General features: G+C 47.0%; 14 protein-coding genes. 7 read left to right on the top strand and 7 right to left on the bottom strand.

Going from position 1 to position 17,450, the window contains the following annotated elements; all coding sequences use genetic code 11:
- Window positions 1-63: 63 nt before the first annotated feature.
- The 4 genes from LJ740_RS01065 to LJ740_RS01080 form a co-directional block, all read right to left on the bottom strand.
- Entirely contained in the window at window positions 64-3,138 is a 3,075-nt protein-coding gene (locus LJ740_RS01065) for a TonB-dependent receptor domain-containing protein (RefSeq protein ID WP_229527192.1), read from the bottom strand.
- Window positions 3,139-3,702: 564 nt separating this feature from the next.
- Window positions 3,703-5,085 carry a DUF2271 domain-containing protein gene (locus LJ740_RS01070; RefSeq protein ID WP_229527193.1) on the bottom strand — a complete coding sequence of 461 codons (1,383 nt, stop codon included), beginning with the start codon at window positions 5,083-5,085 and terminating at the stop codon, window positions 3,703-3,705.
- The gene (locus LJ740_RS01075) at window positions 5,085-6,029 is read right to left on the bottom strand and encodes an EF-hand domain-containing protein (protein ID WP_229527194.1); all 945 of its coding nucleotides are present in this window, start codon (window positions 6,027-6,029) and stop codon (window positions 5,085-5,087) included. Before LJ740_RS01075 ends, LJ740_RS01070 begins: the two co-directional genes overlap by 1 nt.
- A gap of 15 nt (window positions 6,030-6,044) precedes the next feature.
- Window positions 6,045-6,833, bottom strand: a complete 789-nt coding sequence (locus LJ740_RS01080; RefSeq protein WP_229527195.1) for a DUF4198 domain-containing protein — start codon at window positions 6,831-6,833, stop codon at window positions 6,045-6,047.
- 144 nt (window positions 6,834-6,977) lie between these two features.
- Here LJ740_RS01080 and LJ740_RS01085 point away from each other — a divergent pair, with 144 nt between their 5' ends.
- From LJ740_RS01085 to LJ740_RS01115, 7 genes are all read left to right on the top strand, one after another.
- A complete protein-coding gene (locus LJ740_RS01085; RefSeq protein ID WP_229527196.1) occupies window positions 6,978-9,353 on the top strand; it encodes a TonB-dependent hemoglobin/transferrin/lactoferrin family receptor in 2,376 nt (791 codons plus the stop codon).
- 99 nt (window positions 9,354-9,452) lie between these two features.
- Window positions 9,453-10,274, top strand: coding sequence for a DUF3450 family protein (locus tag LJ740_RS01090; protein ID WP_229527197.1), 822 nt, complete (start codon window positions 9,453-9,455; stop codon window positions 10,272-10,274).
- The gene (locus LJ740_RS01095) at window positions 10,271-11,620 is read left to right on the top strand and encodes a MotA/TolQ/ExbB proton channel family protein (protein WP_229527198.1); all 1,350 of its coding nucleotides are present in this window, start codon (window positions 10,271-10,273) and stop codon (window positions 11,618-11,620) included. Before LJ740_RS01090 ends, LJ740_RS01095 begins: the two co-directional genes overlap by 4 nt.
- On the top strand, window positions 11,620-12,036 hold the full coding sequence (locus LJ740_RS01100; protein ID WP_229527199.1) for a MotA/TolQ/ExbB proton channel family protein: 417 nt from the start codon (window positions 11,620-11,622) through the stop codon (window positions 12,034-12,036). The genes LJ740_RS01095 and LJ740_RS01100 overlap by 1 nt, the downstream gene beginning before the upstream one ends.
- Window positions 12,026-12,433 carry an ExbD/TolR family protein gene (locus tag LJ740_RS01105; protein ID WP_229527200.1) on the top strand — a complete coding sequence of 136 codons (408 nt, stop codon included), beginning with the start codon at window positions 12,026-12,028 and terminating at the stop codon, window positions 12,431-12,433. Before LJ740_RS01100 ends, LJ740_RS01105 begins: the two co-directional genes overlap by 11 nt.
- A 13-nt stretch (window positions 12,434-12,446) precedes the next feature.
- The gene (locus tag LJ740_RS01110) at window positions 12,447-13,109 is read left to right on the top strand and encodes an energy transducer TonB (protein ID WP_229527201.1); all 663 of its coding nucleotides are present in this window, start codon (window positions 12,447-12,449) and stop codon (window positions 13,107-13,109) included.
- Window positions 13,106-14,452: a tetratricopeptide repeat protein gene (locus tag LJ740_RS01115; protein WP_229527202.1), complete on the top strand. Its 1,347-nt coding sequence runs from the start codon at window positions 13,106-13,108 to the stop codon at window positions 14,450-14,452. Before LJ740_RS01110 ends, LJ740_RS01115 begins: the two co-directional genes overlap by 4 nt.
- Before the next feature lie 3 nt (window positions 14,453-14,455).
- Here the strand turns inward: LJ740_RS01115 and LJ740_RS01120 are convergent, their stop codons facing one another.
- The 3 genes from LJ740_RS01120 to LJ740_RS01130 all read right to left on the bottom strand — a co-directional run bounded on the left by LJ740_RS01120 (window position 14,456) and on the right by LJ740_RS01130 (window position 17,449).
- A complete protein-coding gene (locus LJ740_RS01120) occupies window positions 14,456-15,931 on the bottom strand; it encodes a flavodoxin domain-containing protein (protein ID WP_229527203.1) in 1,476 nt (491 codons plus the stop codon).
- 23 nt (window positions 15,932-15,954) lie between these two features.
- Complete coding sequence (locus LJ740_RS01125; protein WP_229527204.1) at window positions 15,955-16,554, bottom strand: PepSY-associated TM helix domain-containing protein; 600 nt, start codon at window positions 16,552-16,554, stop codon at window positions 15,955-15,957.
- Between the two features lie 82 nt (window positions 16,555-16,636).
- A complete protein-coding gene (locus LJ740_RS01130) occupies window positions 16,637-17,449 on the bottom strand; it encodes a hypothetical protein (protein ID WP_229527205.1) in 813 nt (270 codons plus the stop codon).
- Window position 17,450: the final 1 nt, after the last annotated feature.

Raw genomic sequence — 17,450 nt, forward strand, 5'->3', positions numbered from 1 at the left:
CAGTACTCTCAATTTGTAAAAGCAGGCGCCTGCAATGAATTGCAAAGCGCCTTTTTTTAGATTTTAAAAGAAGTGCGTGTACGAAATTCGGTAGGTGGTACCGTAAGCGTTGTGGTTGATGGTGTCGAACCCACGACTTGAGCCATAAACTACAGGTGGATCGCGGTCAAACAGATTGTCGATATTTAGCTTGATGGTGGCATTCTTAAGAATGATACCAAACCGGGCATCGACGGTGGTCCAGGAGGAAACATTGCGGCTACTGTCGGCATCGGGTAAAACACCCATCGCCACCAGCTCATCAATTTCTCGTCCGCGCATGCCCTCAATGTCATCTTCGTAGCCATCCACATAACGCAATGTGACTCCGCCATAATAGTCGTCATTGCCCCAAACCATCGACAGGTTGGCAATGTTTTCCGGATAGCGATAGGTACCGATCAACTCTTCAATTTCGTCTGAACCTGGTTTGTTTCTGTCAAAGCTGAGGTAATGTGTCCAGTCTAAATCAAGGGACAGTACGCCATCCCACAAGGCCATATCGTGTGCAATTTTAACATCCAAACCTGAGACATCCTGAGTTCCGGTGTTTTCTAATGGAATAACATGGTCACGGTTAAATGGCAGTTCCGGATCACGTGGCTCTGCCAGTAAAACATAGCGATCCAACAAGCCAAACAGGTCATTGGTTTGATCAACCAGTAGTCCGTCAGGACCTAATACCTGAACATAGTGCAGATCATCGTCACTGTAGCCTGGTAAATAATCGCCATTAACATCAGTGATCACAGTACCTTGTGCATTCACCAGATATTTATTGCCATCGTCTCCACGGATTGCATCAGCGTAGGTGTCTATACAAACTTCATCTCCATAGGAAATACCCGTACTTCCGGTTGGCACTAATCCACAGTGACGCAAAGAGTCGTCAGTAACAGCCTCGGCCAAAACGCCGGTCATGTTGGTATCAACAATATTTTTGTGTTCAAACGACCAGTAGTCAGCGGTAATTGTGGTGTCATCGGCAGGACTCCAGGCGAATCCGATACTGACAGAATCGGACTCTTCCGCTCTTAAACTTCGACTGCCCAATTCCAGGGTATTCTCGGTGACTTCACGACCATCGCCACTGCAATACAGGTCTGAAACCTGCGCGTTGGCAGCACAGTCAAATGTGGACGTTGTGGTTCTTAGTTCAATACCCGCCTGGGTTAATGAGGGGGCGCGAAAAGAAGAGGCAAAGCTACCACGTATGATGAGTTGGTCGGTTGGTCTCCATGAAATACCCACCTTTGGGTTAAACGTGCTCCCAAAATCATCGTAGTGATCGTATCGGCCGGCGAGTTGCATATCGACGGTTTCGTGTAGCGGGATATAGAGTTCCGCAAAGGCCCCATATTGGGTACGATCAGCTCTTGCCAGGCTGGAACCGAAACCGAAGACATCCACCAGATACTCATTATCAAAGTTTGCTCTGGAGTTTGCAGACGGGATATCTTCCAGGTCTTCCTGACGGTATTCTACGCCAAAGGCGGCGCGAATATAGTCATCACCAAATTCCATTAGCTCGCCATTGAAACGTGCATCTATGCCAAATACCGAACTCTTACCATTACGGGTAGGGCGCTCCTGTGCCACTGCTAAAATAGCATCGTTATTTGCATCGTTGATAATGAAGGGATTGAATGCCCCTAATAAACCCGCGCTGCCACAGTTAAGTGTGTCTGAATCACCGTCGTAGTCAGCAATACTGCCATCGGCGCACAACTCGCCATGGACAGCAGCGTTATATTTGTATCTGTTATAGATACCCGAGATTGCTTCCTGCTCTGATTCAGATTCAGAGTAAGTGACCGCCGTTTCCCATTGCCAGTCGCCGATTTCACCGGCCAGTGACGAAACCAAACGGAAAGATTGTGTTTCATTCTCTATAGTTCGCGGGTCCTGAAAGCGGGCGTCATAGCGAAAGCCATACAGATCCTGACCCGCCTGAGTTGTAAATGGGTCGTCCCAGATGATGTCATAAGGGCTGGATACCCCTTGCCAGGCTTGTAAATCTGCTTCCGAATAAATATCCAGCGCACTGTAAGGGGCAAACGGACCTTCACCATCAAATTCATCGTTAATGGGAGCTGGAGTTGAGATCGCTACTGATTCAGAGCGACTGAAAAAGAAGTCTGTATTCCACTGCACGTCACCGATATCCCGGCTGTATATCGCCCCTACGGATTGAGATTCTAATTCAGAATCTAGCAAACTATCTCCATTTGAATAATACGCGCAAATATCTTCGCCAAACTCCGTTACGGTAGTTGGGTAAGGGCAGTCAGGGTTGGGCAATTCATTGCCATCCCGTGAAGAAAAATAATAAATGTTGGGATAGGGGAGTTTAGGTAGATAAGAATAGCTGTTTACTAATAAAGGCTCTGCAGAAATGGGTCTGTCACTGGCTTCAAAAGCATTTTTGTCATACAAGTCTGCAAATAACGTCAGATTACCACCCGCAACGGCGCCGCCCCATACGATATTGACACTCTTTTTCGATTCGTCTGAGCTTTGCACGCTATCCTCAAACGAAACATTTAGCTCCGCACCCTGATAATCTTTTTTGAGAATGTAATTGATAACCCCGGCGACAGCATCGGCACCATAAATTGCCGACGCACCGGTTGCCAGTACCTCAATACTTTCAATGGCAGCCAATGGAATACTATTAACATCAACAAAGTTTTCTGTGCCGGCAGCAAAAGAACTTGGTGCTACACGGCGGCCGTTAATTAATGTCAGCGTAGAAGATGGGCCCAGACCTCGTAATGAGGCGGCGGCCTGGCCTGCCGGGGTTGAGTTGGAAGTACTGCCCGATTCAGTGGTACTGAACGTGCCACTACCACCGCGGGTTTGTCCCAGGTTTTGTAACAGTTCAAATACAGAATTGGCACCGGATTGCGCGATATCTTCAGCACTGATGATTTGTAGTGGTTGAGTGCCTTCTAAATCGACACCGCGGATGTTGGAGCCGGTAACCTGAATGCGTTCAACGGCTTTTTCTTCGTTCGTGGTTGTTTCTTGTGCAATGGCGGCAGCCACTGGCGTCAGGGCACAGGTAAGCCCCAAAAGCATATGCAAAGTTTTGTTCATGATCAAAAATTCCTACAACAGTGAAGTTGCTTTGTGTGTCTACGGTTTTTGTTTTTTTACAGAAGCTGAGCAAGTCTTAATAAAAGACTCGTCATAGGAGACAGCCGAAGGCCTACTCGTCAAACCACTCTGACAAGTACCACGGTGTGTAGGTATATTGAGATAACGAAACTGCTTTTTTCAACATAAGGTTGTTGTTAATTGCTACTCAAAATTTAATCAATTTAGTCTAAACAAAACCCAGAATGAGTATTTGCTATTTAAATAAATACCGTAAATCAGGCTCGCGGTAAATAGCCTGTTAATAAAAATCTTTTGTTTTTGTGAGATGCGATGAATAGATATGCTGTCCGGATAAATAAATCTATAGAAGAACACCCTCACAGAGGGGTAATCTGCAATAGTTATGCAATGTCAAAAATATTAAGGATTTGTTAACAAACAGTAGCCCTGGGGCAAAGGATTGGGTTTTCACTGCTCATGGGAAAAACAGGAAAACCCGTTCTGGTTTTGCTTCGCTATGTATCTGCGATTATTGTTTCTGTGCAGACACATACACAGACACTAAAACGCGATCTGCACACTGTGCAGCTCATTTTCACCTTCCACGTTAAGCGGTGACTTATCTGTGCGAATACTTAGTGGAATTTTTTTGTAGGTTCTGCCGCCATGCTCCCGGGCGATTTCAACATGCAATAATAAGTTGTCTAAGTGCACATCCTTACCGTATTGATCTAATCCATCCCAATTTACTTCAATGGGTTTATTCCCCATCGTAGCGCCTGACATGGCATCAATCAGGGAGTCATCCTTGCGCGCTATTTTACGCCACCAGGTACGGAGATCTTTCAGCCAATTTTCACCTGTACCACGGATATGGAGGTTTCTGAGCAACTTATTTTCTGTATCTGTAATCCAGACAGCCGCATAAGGCCCCTGATAATCAGCAATGTCAAATTCAGGCAAACGGACGCGAATTTTCACCTGTTGCATCGATGCCGGGGATACACCCGTAAAGGCCTGGTAGTGTTTACTGTAATAGACTCGCTGTTGTTGATCCCTAAGGGCGAGATGTTGTTTTTCTGAATCTAAAAGGCTCAACACAAATCGGCTGGTATTGGATGCTGCGAGATAACCAAGGACGACAGCGTCTATCGGGTTTTCACTCAGTACATGAGATGCAAACTTGGATGCGGGCCAGCCATCATTGTGGCTTATAACACCCTGTTCGGTGCTGCCCTGGTAAGCGGATTGTTGCCATGGCGCAATTTCATAACTGATGGTATTACGCAATGTCAGGGATTGCTGATTTCCCGCCAAACTGGTTTGGTGCGGCCAGGTTGTATCATGCCCTGAAAACGCGTTCAGTAAGCCGATTTGAAGGTGATATGCGGTAATATCCTGTGAGGCTAAATAATCGATAATTCGTTGCAGGATAATGGCCTGAGTCAAATCGCCAAAATCCCAAACTAACTCGCTATCTGTGACCACTTGTCTGGTGTCAGCAGATAACGTCACTTTCGCAACGCGAGCGCTGCGCGCCAGTTTTCGGGCCTCTCGTCGTTCCAGTAAGCCTTGTCCATGTACATAGTCATGCCAGTATTGTTTCAGGTTACCATTTCGACAGGAAAATCGACTTTCAGTTTTCTGGTGCCATCTTTCACACTGCGCAATAGCCGAAAACAACCATTCTGGCGCCGCGAAATCTGTAGTGCTATTTAGTTGGTTAACTAACGATTCAGGGGCACGGTTGTCCAGGTTGAAGACGGTGTCGTCGACTATATTTTGAATGGCTGTCCTGTTTAGCTCAGTGAGTGGGTTTGTAGTGATGGTCAGTTGCTCGCCATTGTTCAGTGAAAACGAGCTTGACGACTGTGCGAATGTTTTGTTGATAAAAATGCAAAGTGTTGCAGCGCATAGCGCTGCAGTCAGATACTTGTTGGCCACTATCGCGTCGCCTTAGCAATAACCGTAGCGGTATCACCTTGTTTGTCTTCGTCTTTTTTACTCTCGCTTTTAGGCTTTCTTTTATAAATCGGATCTTCCAGTGAAATCAGACCATCTTCATTGGTGTCATGTCGCGTAAAACTTCTGAAACCAGACTGCATGTACTCAGAGAACGTCATGGCTTTGTCTTCATTTTTATCCAAAACCCCGAAACGCACGTAGGCCTGTTTTACCTGAGCTTCGTAACTTTTCTCAATTTGTTTATCCAGTCGGTCTTCAAACTCAAGTACATATTCCTGTTCGGTCAGCAATCCATCGTTGTTTTCATCACTGCGCTTAAAGTGCTCATCCCGAACATTTTGAAACTCCTCCTGAGTTACTTTTTCATCACCATTGCTATCGTAAAGGTCCATAAAACCTTTTATGGAATGCGTTGTTGGCATACGCAAAAGTGGTCGTTGTGCTAATGTTCGTTGTGGCTTTTCATCGGCTTTTTTGTCCTTTTTATCAGATTCCCCCCGGCGTTTAGGTTCCGGGTCACTGGCCAGAATAAGCCCGTCTTTGTCGGCATCCATATAGTCAAATCCGCGTTGCCCAATTGCGTTTAATTCTTCCGGGGAAATAAAGCCATCTTCATCTTTATCAATAGCTTTAAAACGAACATGTGTTTGTTTTACTGAAGCTTTGCGATCTTCAGCGAAACGTTGCGTGATTTTTCCTTCCCACTCATAAACATATTCGCTCTCATCGACAATGCCATTATTGTCCGTATCTGTCGCTGCAAAGCGATCACGTCTCGCCGCAACGAATTCTTCCAGCGGTAATTTCTGATCCTGATTTAAATCGTACGTCAGAATAATGCCACTGGCGCTATGTGGAGCCGCCAGAAGCGCTTGTGGCGCGGTTAAGGCCGTTAGAATTAATAGACTGGCGCGGGTTCTCATAAGTTTTTCCTCTTTTTAATAAACTTCGAAAGTAACGGTTGTGGTGTAACTGTATTGTGCTACGTCAGCACCGGCGGGCGCATCTGCGCGTAGCCGTGTTTTAAGCAAATACAGGCCAGCCGCAGTGGGGGTAAATTGGGTATTTCCGGTACTGTCTGTGAGCACTGAGACCTGATCTGATTCTTCACTAAACTGGTCTTTTGCGTGATAGATAGTGACCGCTTGTTCCGCAACGGGCTGACCGTTCATATGCACTGAAAATGCAACCGGTTCGTTGTGGAACAGGCTATTGGGATGCGTACTGAATAACACTTCAAAACCTTGTTGAGTGGCCTTAAGTGCTTGCCGGGTAGGGGCATTTTTTGAAACGTAAGTAATGGCACTGGTAGCCGGTCTGAATTTGGCGGTTAATGTCGCGCCTTCAGGCAAGGGTTTTTCGTCGCCTCGCAGAGATCCGCGCTCACCATTCAGCTCATAAATACGAAAAATCGGGCCAAGCCTGTTACCAGTCGAAATTTTATAGGTGCCATCTTCCTCAATCTTGTGTTCCAGCACATTTCTTGTTTCCAGGTTTACGACTGTCTCAATCTTCTGAGTGACGCCATCGGGACCAACAATGTCGAAGTCAGCATTGCTGATTGCCGATTCCGGTACAAAGAATTGCTCTGCAAACGAAGCATCCAGTGTAACGGCTTTAGCATTCTGCAATTCGAAACTAAAGGGTTTTAAATAGGGGGTGTGTGCGTTAACTGAGGATGCGAATCCGGCGTTCAATAAAAGCGTTAAAGCGATAAATGAGCGCATTGAAAGTTCCTGAATGTAAAAATATTTGTCAGATATTATTGCAAATGCAAATCATTATCAATAGTATGTGCTCCTCAAATTTCAATTGATAATGATTATCATTAATATCTGATGCAAGGTTCACTCAACGAATAAGGTAGGAACATGAACTTCAAGTACTCGCTAATATGTATTGCTTTAACCAGTGTATTGAGCGCTAACGCTTATGCACAGCAAACACGTCTGGAAGCCACTAAAGTAAACAACGAAGAAAGTGAAAAATCTCAGCAAAATGCAGTGGTATTGGATAGCGACACGCTTTCCAATCAGTCGATTACCAACATTGAAGATACAACGCGATATATTTCCGGTGTACAGGTAAACAACGCCGGTACGCGATTTGGGGACGATGGTTTTAACATTCGAGGATTGGGTGGTGATGCGGTTGCTGTGACAGTTGACGGTGTTTCACAAGGGGAGACACTGAACCCTTCTACATTTGCAGCTTATGGTATGTACGGTTCCAGCCGCGGGCAGGCCGAAATAGAACATGTTAAAACCGTCACTATTTTAAAGGGGCCCAGCAGTGTTACCTCCGGTGCTAATGCGCTGGCGGGTTCGGTTGCGTATGTTACTAATGACGCGGCTGACTTTTTACCTGCATCCGGGGATGCTTTTGGCGGTCGGGTAAAAACCGGATTTGATACCCGTTCAGATGAATGGCTGATCAGCACAGCGTTGGCCAATCGCAGCGGTAACTGGGAAACACTAATTCAGTACACCCAAAGAGACGGCAATGAAACCGAAGCTCACGACAATGGCGCAGATATCCTGGGGGCAGGGCGCGGTCAGGCTGATTTGATGGATAAATCCGCAAAATCTGTTTTGGCTAAAGTCGCTTATAATCTGTCGCCAGACGCACAACTGGGTGTGGTTTTTGAAAAAAGCGATCGGGAAAATAATGGCACACCATTGTCTCGTGAAGGCAGTGCAACCTACTTTGATTTTTATTCCATAGATAATAACGATAAAGAACGTTACGGTTTGTTTTACAAACAACAAAATGCCAGCAACGGCTTTTATGATTCAGTTGATGTTGCGTTGAATTATCAGGAGTTGTATACCTCCGGTGTCACCGCGTTTTCATATAGTGCCGGTGGTGCTGCGCCATTTTTACGTGTTGAAGATCGCGAACTGACCCAGGAAACTACCAGCTTTTCTATTGATTTTGGTAAAACTATTGACAACCATGAGCTACTTTACGGTGCCAGTTACCAAACATCGTCGTTTCTCAATGTCATGTATGATATTCGCTACAACGATACCTCAACCAGCTCCGGATTTCGTCAAGGTTATCCGATCCGTGATCCGGCATTCATTCCAGAATCAGACAAAACCGCATTCAGCGTTTATGTTGCAGACTTGATTCAAATTAACGACCAACTAAAAGCGAATGTTGGTGTGCGTTATGACAATACCGAATATGATCCCACCATCGATGACACCTTTGCAGATCCTACCGGTAAAAGTGTCTCGGATGCTGACTTTTCTGCTGTAGTGGGCGAAGTTGGTCTGAGTTATGAATTTGCCAGCGGCCATACTTTAATGGCCAAAATCGCACAAGGTTATCAGGCGCCGACATTGCAAGATGTTTATCTCAGCACTAACTCAGGTGGCGATATCACCGACCTGGTAACAGGGTTGGTTTACGAAGACCTGAGCAAAGTGGCAAACCCTGAGTTGGACGCAGAGCGGTCCACCAACTACGAACTTTCTTATCAGGCTCAGTTCGAGAAGGGCGCTGTAAAACTTGCTGTGTTCAGAACCGATTACACTGATTTAATTCAGGATTCTACGCTGAGTAACCCCTATGGTGCCGATGTCACGGTAGCCTGTGGATTCTTTGATGTCTGTGATGATTCAGGTACAAAGATCGTAACTGAGGACACCTATCAACAGCCCGAAAATGTCGGTGAGATTGAAATTACCGGATTTGAATTTGAAGCCAGCTACGATTTTACTGCGAATATTACCGGTCGTATGAGCTATTCCGCCATTGACGGTGAGTATCAAACGGCTTCTTCAATCAATGACATTGGTGATGACCTGGTTACCGCAGCGCCAGATACCACGACGGTTGGCCTGTCTTACCGTCCAGACGCCGGGAATTGGGGCGTTGAATTGTACGCTATTCACCGTGCAGACGTTGACAATCGCGGCAGCGTCTATGATGACGAAGGCAATGTGTTGGTGCAGGGGCAAACCAGTTTTGACCTGGCGAATCGCGGCGGCATTATTCACTTCCCGGATTCATTTACCGTGCTGGATTTAACCGCATTCTACGAGTTTACCGAGAATCTCAAATTAACCGGGGCTATTTATAATCTGACAGACAAAGAGTATTACCTTTGGGAATCCGTTAATAGCGTCAATAACTCGGGTGGCACAGGTGGTTTTGCCATCAGTGTTGTGGGTGATGGCTATCAACGCTATTCCCAACCTGGTCGCTCGTTTAGTGCTTACCTGACTTATACCTTCTAAATCAGTAACGCTTATATAGCACGGTAGGGACACTGTGCTATAAATTGCAAATAGAAATGGTTTGCATTAACATTACGAAAAGTATCTTTTCCGGATCTCATGAATAACACTGTCCTCAATAAAAAGCCCTCCATACTGGCATCTTGTCGCTGGATTCTGTTGTTGGCAATGACACCAATGTCTGTCACTTTTGCTGATAGTAAAGCCCAGAGTATTGATAACCTGTTATTGCAATGGCAGCAAATTGAAGCTCAACGTACCCAAATCAAAGGTAACTGGCAATTGCGCCAGCAACTGCTCGAACAACAATTGCAGTTGCTGGCTGATGAGCGCGCTACGTTAACCGAATTGCTTGAACAAAAACATCTTGCCAGCAGTGAAGCTGCGACAGAGCGGAAGAGCCTGTTGCTGCAACAGTCGGAATTAGAAGCGCAACAAGCAAGCCTGCTATCTGAGTTAAACCGGGCTACCGGGCAGATTTTGGCCATTAATGGTCAGTTGCCCCCGGTATTGCAAAACAGTTGGCAAACTCATGTAGAAAAACTTAATGAGGCGGATTTACCTGCCAGTGAAATGCTCAACCACATTGCAGAAGCATTGAAAAAACTACACAGTTTTAATAGCCGAATCGTTCTGCATCAAACCGTCATGCAACTTCCCACAAATGATGGTGAAAAATCGATTCAGGTGCAGCAGGTGTTTCTCGGCGCTGCCACAGGTTGGTATATCAGCAATGACCAACAGTATTGGGGCAAAGGCCAAACGACTCCCAGTGGCTGGCATTGGGAGGCATTACAAAATACCGACAGCGTGTTAGCTGACACCTTATCAGCCCTGGTTGATTCGCTGGAGCAGCCGTCGCGGGCTGAATGGATCAGCTTACCCTTTGATATTTCATCTGTACCAGGCGGCCGCCAATGAACATCAAAATTTTTACCTTTTTGTTATTGTCGTGCATACCAACGGTAGGTTTGAGCAATACCACATTAGACGATGTGACGGCCTCCCTGGTGCGTGACATTCAGCAAGCGCAGAAAAACCTGGAGCAGGAGCAGGCGCAGTTACAGCGACAACAGTCGTCATTGGTGGGTAAGGTCCACCAACAGGTTAGTGAAATAAAAGAACTGCGAGAGTCTGCCGCCAATGCCACCCGATTGCGTGACGAACAATTACTGGATTTACAACAGCTTAATGCGCGGCTCAAAGAGTGGCGAACACAGTCCAATTATCAACATCAGATTTTACAAGACTTGCAACAAATAATGGCGTCAGCGAATCCACAGCAAAGTGCCAATGAAACTGCCTTTGACTCGGGACTCGCGCGGCTCAATGATTATGTACTTGCGCAACGAGCAGCGTTACAGCCTTCGGTGTTAGCGCAAGAGGTCGTCTTGTTGGATGGAGAAGTGGTTAATGCGCAAACTCTGCGTTTAGGTCCACTGGCCTGGTTTTACTTACTGTCGCAGGAAATCTCTGGTCTGTTAGACAGCACAACGGCCATACCCACTGCCCAAATCCAGTATACCGGGTCACAACACGAACAAGTCCGCGAGGTGTTTGTCAGTCAGCGGGGCGCGCTTTTGTTTGACCCTACGATGGAAAAACTGCTGAAACAAACACAAAGCAGCGAGAGTATATTGCAGCACCTGCAAAAAGGCGGAACCTGGGCCATTCCTATTTTAATGTTTGCCTTGCTGGCACTGCTTATTGGTTTGTTTAAAGCGTTGACGCTGCTGCGTTTGCCACGCCTTTTACCGGCGTTCAGCGAGCGCCTGGCGTTAATTGACCAAAAAGGTGCCACTCCGGCGGATGTTGCCGGGGTACAACAGCAGGTGAAAGAAGCTCAGCGCGATTTGTTGAACATCATCTTAAAGCATGATGTCTCCCAGCAACGTGATGATCAATTATTCGCTTATTTGCTGGCCTATCGACATCGTCTGGAAAGAGGTATCGGTGCCATAGCCCTGGTGGCCTCTATTTCACCTTTGCTGGGATTATTGGGTACCGTTTCCGGCATGATCAAAACCTTCAGAATGATGACTTTGTTTGGCGCAGGTGATGCCGCTGCGGTCTCTGGTGGTATTTCAGAAGCGCTTGTAACTACTGAGTTAGGGTTGATCGTGGCAATTCCTGCGCTCATCGTGCATGCCATTCTCAATCGCCGGGTAAAAAGCCGGTGTCTGACGCTGGAAGCCCAGGCTACGCAACTCAGCCAGATACAGGTTCACACTACAACTCCGCAAACTTACAAAGAGCAGGCCGCCTGATGCCAGATACTCTGTCGTTACTTATCAACCCAGTTGTCTGGGCAATTGTTGCTGTAGCAATACTCTGTTACAGCAACCTGTTTTCCGGGATATCGCAACAAGCCTCCGAGTCAGATTCAACCCTGCGCTTGGTGCAACTGGACCAGACGCAATCGCTGTTAAACAGCTTACCGCTATTGGGATTGCTGGGCACTATCATTGGTTTACTACAAACCTTCTCAGCGATGGCGCAGGGAGTGGGTAATCAGGCGGAACTTATGAGTTCAGGTATTGCTGATGCCATGTTTACCACTGAAATTGGTCTGTTAATGGTTATCCCGGGTTGGCTGTTGTTGTTTCAGCAACGCAAAACCGTGAGTGCCAGACAGGTGCACAAAGCCATCATCGATATGCAGGGGTCCGCCGATGCGGCGTAACCTTGAACAGCGCTTCGAACAACAACAAGGCCGCGATATTGATTTGTCACCCTTGTTAGATGTGGTTTTTATTCTGTTGATTTTTTTCATTGTTACCACAGTGTTTGTTCGGGAAAGTGGGGTGGATGTAAATAAACCTCAGGCCGTTTCAACTCAGGATCTGGAGCGAAATGTGGTGTTGATCGCAATCACTGACCAGGGCGAAGTGATGTACGATAGCAACAATATTGGCGTTGTGGGCGTGCGCTCAACGGTAGCGCAGTTGTTGCGCCAGCAAGCGAAACCGGTTGTGATCCAGGCTGATAAAAGTGTTCCCACAGACCTGCTGGTTAAGGTGTTAGATCAGGCTAAACTCGCCGGTGCCGAGCAGGTGAGCATCGCTACGACAAGCCCCTGAGGTAATAACAAACATGCTATTGAGTTTTGAATGGTCTGGTAGCCAGTGGCAAAAAAAGTGGCGGCCTGTCAGTGGCGCCGTTCTCATGGCCTCAGGGTTACTGGCTCTGTTGATATTGATCTCGGACAGCGAGTTGTTGCAACCGGAGAAGTTGTTGGTGCGGCAGGTTCAATTCGCCATTCCGCCACCACCACCTCCGCCACCGCCGACTACCAGCCAACCGACAGCTGAAGCTCCGGCATTGGATATTGCGTTAAGCGGCGATGGGCCAACATTAATGACCACTCATATCGAAATTAAAGGTGTTACCGCTATAGAAGAATTAGCTCCGCCTGAGCCACCCACATTGACGCCCAATTGGGATAATTTGCTGCAACCAGATTGGAATACGGTTGGCTTAGAACAACTGGATTCAGCACCGAGGTTACTGAGCAACCTCAATATTGAATATCCCAGCGCGTTGTCTCGTAGGGGGGTAAACAAAGTCAACCTGGAGGTGGATGTGATGATTGACGAATCCGGAAATGTGATTTTGCGTCAGATTTTAGGCGCGCCGCCAACAGAGATTATTGCGCCACTTAAATCCCTGATAAAAAAAGCACGCTTTACCGCACCGCTAAAAGATGGCGTAGCCGTGCGGGCGGCATTTATCTGGCCTTTGGAGTTTTCAAAATGATTTTAAAACGTATCGCTGGCAGTGTGAAACTGGCCTTTTGTTTAAGCGCGCTGTATAGCACCGCGGCTTTGTCGTCTCAGGCAACGGTAACACTCCCGCCTGACGTGATCACATTGCCGCCGGTTTCTGCCGCTTTGCAGGCCACCGAAGCAAAACCGACGCCGCAGGAGTTTGCACTGGCACAAGCGTTACGACCGTTACTGGATGACAGCCGCTACAATCAGGCATTGGAACTGCTCAGCCAACGCGCAGAACTCAGTCCGGCATTGTCGCTGGTTAAAGCCCAGTTGTTAGCTCAACAAAATCAATTTGCCGAAGCGCTGGCAACTTATGACGACGTACTCAAAGAGATGCCAGAGTTAATGCAGGCTCATCAGGGCAGGGCGATTATCCTGCTGTTGCAAAAACGCTATGAAGCAGCGCAACATGCTCTCACCAAAGCCATCCAACTGGGGCTCAATGATATCTATGCCTATACGCAATTAGCCTATATCAATTTAAAGGCGAATGATGCCTGGAGTGCCTTGTCTGCCTTTCAACATGCGTTGATGTTAGATCCGGATAGCACGTCGCTGCGTTTTGGACTGTTATCAGCATTGGTGAAAACCGGACAAACACACAGTGCACTGAATTTAATTGCCAGTCTGCTGGAACTTGAACCAGAAAACACCGGATTGTGGTTACAACGCGCCAACCTCGCGCTCAGCATGGATGATATCAACATGGCTTTATCCAGTCTGGAAACGGCGATTCGGTTGGGAGATAAAGAACCCGGCAACTACATCATGACTGCACAATTTCATTTGCAAAAGGGCAACTTTACACGCGCCAACGACTTGTTATCGGGAAGTGTCCGGTTTGAGCAACAGCAGATAGTACAACTGCTACCTATGCTAGTCAGGTTTGAACAATGGCAATTGCTGGAAACATTATTGCAAAGCTATCAGCCGGAATTGGAGCAGTTGGTAGGGATTGAGAAAAGTCGTTTTCATTTGTATCAGGCGCAGTTAGCAAAAATCAACAACCAACCCAAACAGGTCACCCAGGCATTAACTGCAGCATTGCAGGCTGATCCGGCAAATGGCAAAGCGCTTCTGGAACTAGCCGGTGTGTATTTGGAAGATAAAAATTACACTGCTGCCGAACACTATTACGCCAGAGCCACGGTTTTAGATACGGTTAAACAGCAAGGTTATCTGGGGCTGGCACAAACTTTTCTGGCGCAACTGAATTATGACGCGGCACTGGAAAATCTCGTTGCTTTGAGCAAACTGGACCCACACAACAAAGACATACAACACAATATCAACGGATTAAAGCGGATTTTGCTGGCTCAGCAATAATGGCTAATAGGTATCGCGATGGTATCGGTGTTGCGTTAAAAGGTCATCGAGCAAATCTTCTCCCAGTACCTGTTGCAAGGTGCTGTGCACGGCTTCGCCCATCCCCTTAAAGCTACCGCACACGTATATTTGCGCGCCTCTGTCGACGAAGTTGCGGATATGATCGGCCTGTTCAGTCAGAATGTGCTGCACATACTGGCCTTGCTCGGTACGCGAAAAGGCTTTATTGATGGTTAGCTGCAGTGATGTACTGGGCCAGTCAGCCATGCTCGAAGCCAGCACATCATCGCTTTGCGATGTTTGTTCGCCAAAGATTAGCCAGATATCGGCGTCACTGTTTCTGCTGATGCGCTGTAAAATTTGTGCTCGTAAGCCAGCCAGTCCACTGCCTGCACCGATGAGCAATAAAGGGGTTTCATTTGCTGTAATATGACAGGTGGGGTTGTCTTTGAGGTAACCACAAAACAGGTCATCACTTTGTGCAAAGGTTGTAAGCCAACCCGAACCCAGCCCTGGGGTGCCGTGCCCGGAATATTGTTTTCTGACAATCAGTTTTAGTGCGTTTTCTGCCGGAACAGAGGCAACGCTATAGCTGCGCAGTGGCAGCAAAGGTAGATTTCGGACCTGGTCTGACAGGCCCTGAGAATCTGCTAATTTATCAAGTTTTCTGACCTGCAACACCTGTTCAATAGGTTGTGGCATGCCGTTTATGACAATAGGCGTGTGAGGGGCTATCTGATGGCTTTTCAGCCAGTCGGCGATAGCCTGACGTGAGTTATGAGGCTGCACGTCCAGAATGTCGCCTGCCTGCCAGTGCGGTAGCGAGTGCTCTGCGGCAAGTGTGACTTCCACTAACTCTCTGCCCTGACCCTGGTTGAGCTGTTTTCGTGCAATAACACGCCAAACAGATGGGCTGCGCTGTTGCTCAGAATGTTCAGCGGCACTGCGAATAAGTGCCTGGGAGTCGGCGCGGTCGATGCGTTGTAACCTTTGCACCCGTCTTGCACCGAGCGCATGAAGCGTGGTGTTTAATTCATCGCCAAATTGGCAAAACTGCGGATACTGGCTATCCCCGAGTGCAATAACACGATAAGACAGGGAAGTGAGTAGGTGGTCTTTTTTGTCCTGCAGAAAGCGTTTTAAGGCAAGGCTAAAGCGGCGGCCATTGTCCGGGGGCTCTCCGTTGCCATAGGTACTGACAATAAACATAGCCTGCGTTACCTTGCTTAAAATGTCCAAACTGATTTCATCCAGGGAAGCCAGTTTTATGGGATATTTATCAGCAAGTTGATGTGCCTGTTGCTCCGCCAGTTGTTTTGCCGTGCCGGTTTGGCTGGCATAGGCAATAAGATATCCGTTTTCCGGAATATGATTTTGCTGTTGTTTTTTGCTCCACTGCCTGATGGCCAGGCAAACTATCCAAACACAGTAACCTGCACTCAGAGAAATCGCTAATATTAACTGCTCATGATTGGTCATAAAATACGCTGTAATTCAATCAATTAGTGAATAAAAATTAATACAATGACAACCGGTACCAAAAAGCCCAGCGCAGTAACTGGCCAGGTAGAAGGCTTGTACGATGCTTGCTTTATCAGCAGCCAAAGCCCGGTTAAGGTAAAAACCACAATAGCTACTGCGATAACATCGATAAATCCGGCCCAGACCGTGCCTGTATGTCGTCCTTTGTGTAAATCATTAAAGTAGGCAACCCAGCCTCTGTCTGTGGACTCGTAAACAAACTCTGCCATCTCGATATCCATTGCCAACCAGCGATCTATGCCGGGACCCGGCCAGGCAATATAGTATTCGCTACCGTCAAAGTTGCCGGAAACATTGCCTGGGATCTCAATAAAGTGCGTTTCCATTAACCAGTGGCGCACTGTATCAGGCAGGATGGCTTGCTCTGCGGGCAATGTTTGAATAGGTGTCACGAAGTGCTGCGGAAATTCACTTTCAATAGTGTGTACGTGTGTATTGCCCGGGATCTGCGAGGCGTGGTTTAAGGTAATGCCAGTAACAGCAAATAACAACATGCCTGCCATGGACACGGCAGCACTGATCCAGTGCCATTGTCGGGCTGTACCCAGCGAAAAACGCATAGTTAAAGTCTCGCCATGATATAAAATTTACTCATTGCACCCACAACCATTGCTTTGACCATGTGGTTATTCTGATCATAGTTTAAGGGGCTTTCAGTTGTTGCAACGCCTGTTCCAGATTGAGTCGTTGCTGGATAAGGCGTTGCGTAAAAGTCTGATTGCCGGGGCGTGAAAAATCATCAATTAACCATTCAGTAGACAAGGCTTTGGATTTCCGGTTTGTCATGGCAATCGATTTCAGACCCAACTCACTGGCTTCTTCCGGTGATGTCCAGTCTGTAGATAAGCTGGCAATCATCGGCGACAGGGCATCGTTTGAAGTTGTGATGATAAAAATCTCCGCATTCATCAGTAATTCGTCAATGCCCATATTAGACTTGCGGATTTCATTGCTAACAGACTGATAGTTTGCGTTTATGACGCTCGCAAATTGTGGCCACAATGCCACTAAATCGCGACGTAAAATGCCCAGCATTACCAGGCTATTGTTAGTATTTAACCAAAAATATTCAGTTGTATTTGCTAATACGACTTTCTCACCAGCAGGCATAATCGCGCGGGCAATGTCTATCGGGACGATGCGTATGTTGTCGGTTCGCAACGTTGCATAGATGTCCAGTTCCGGCACGACAGAACTAATATTAACAACCGCCTGATACACACCAAAAGAGTCGCTTCTATGCTTTTCCAGCCAACTTGCGATTCGATTTATTGGCAGACGTTTAGGCGGCAAATAGGCGACTGCGATAGGGGTGTTAGCCACCAACGCCTGTGTCATGCTATGACTAATTGGGGTCACTGTGGCAATTTTGATTTCTTGAGCATAGCTTGTTGCACAATACAGCAAGGTAATTACCAATCCGAAAAATCGGGTGTTAAATGCACACTTATTCATA

Source organism: Planctobacterium marinum (assembly GCF_020687805.1).
In the GTDB taxonomy this organism is placed as follows: domain Bacteria; phylum Pseudomonadota; class Gammaproteobacteria; order Enterobacterales; family Alteromonadaceae; genus Planctobacterium; species Planctobacterium marinum.

Excerpts from the sequence above, each read along its gene's own strand:
- LJ740_RS01065 (WP_229527192.1), bottom strand. The coding sequence starts at position 3,138 with ATGAACAAAACTTTGCATATGCTTTTGGGGCTTACCTGTGCCCTGACG.
- LJ740_RS01075 (WP_229527194.1), bottom strand. The coding sequence starts at position 6,029 with ATGAGAACCCGCGCCAGTCTATTAATTCTAACGGCCTTAACCGCGCCA.
- LJ740_RS01080 (WP_229527195.1), bottom strand. The coding sequence starts at position 6,833 with ATGCGCTCATTTATCGCTTTAACGCTTTTATTGAACGCCGGATTCGCA.
- LJ740_RS01085 (WP_229527196.1), top strand. The coding sequence starts at position 6,978 with ATGAACTTCAAGTACTCGCTAATATGTATTGCTTTAACCAGTGTATTG.
- LJ740_RS01090 (WP_229527197.1), top strand. The coding sequence starts at position 9,453 with ATGAATAACACTGTCCTCAATAAAAAGCCCTCCATACTGGCATCTTGT.
- LJ740_RS01095 (WP_229527198.1), top strand. The coding sequence starts at position 10,271 with ATGAACATCAAAATTTTTACCTTTTTGTTATTGTCGTGCATACCAACG.
- LJ740_RS01100 (WP_229527199.1), top strand. The coding sequence starts at position 11,620 with ATGCCAGATACTCTGTCGTTACTTATCAACCCAGTTGTCTGGGCAATT.
- LJ740_RS01105 (WP_229527200.1), top strand. The coding sequence starts at position 12,026 with ATGCGGCGTAACCTTGAACAGCGCTTCGAACAACAACAAGGCCGCGAT.
- LJ740_RS01110 (WP_229527201.1), top strand. The coding sequence starts at position 12,447 with ATGCTATTGAGTTTTGAATGGTCTGGTAGCCAGTGGCAAAAAAAGTGG.
- LJ740_RS01115 (WP_229527202.1), top strand. The coding sequence starts at position 13,106 with ATGATTTTAAAACGTATCGCTGGCAGTGTGAAACTGGCCTTTTGTTTA.
- LJ740_RS01120 (WP_229527203.1), bottom strand. The coding sequence starts at position 15,931 with ATGACCAATCATGAGCAGTTAATATTAGCGATTTCTCTGAGTGCAGGT.
- LJ740_RS01125 (WP_229527204.1), bottom strand. The coding sequence starts at position 16,554 with ATGCGTTTTTCGCTGGGTACAGCCCGACAATGGCACTGGATCAGTGCT.
- LJ740_RS01130 (WP_229527205.1), bottom strand. The coding sequence starts at position 17,449 with ATGAATAAGTGTGCATTTAACACCCGATTTTTCGGATTGGTAATTACC.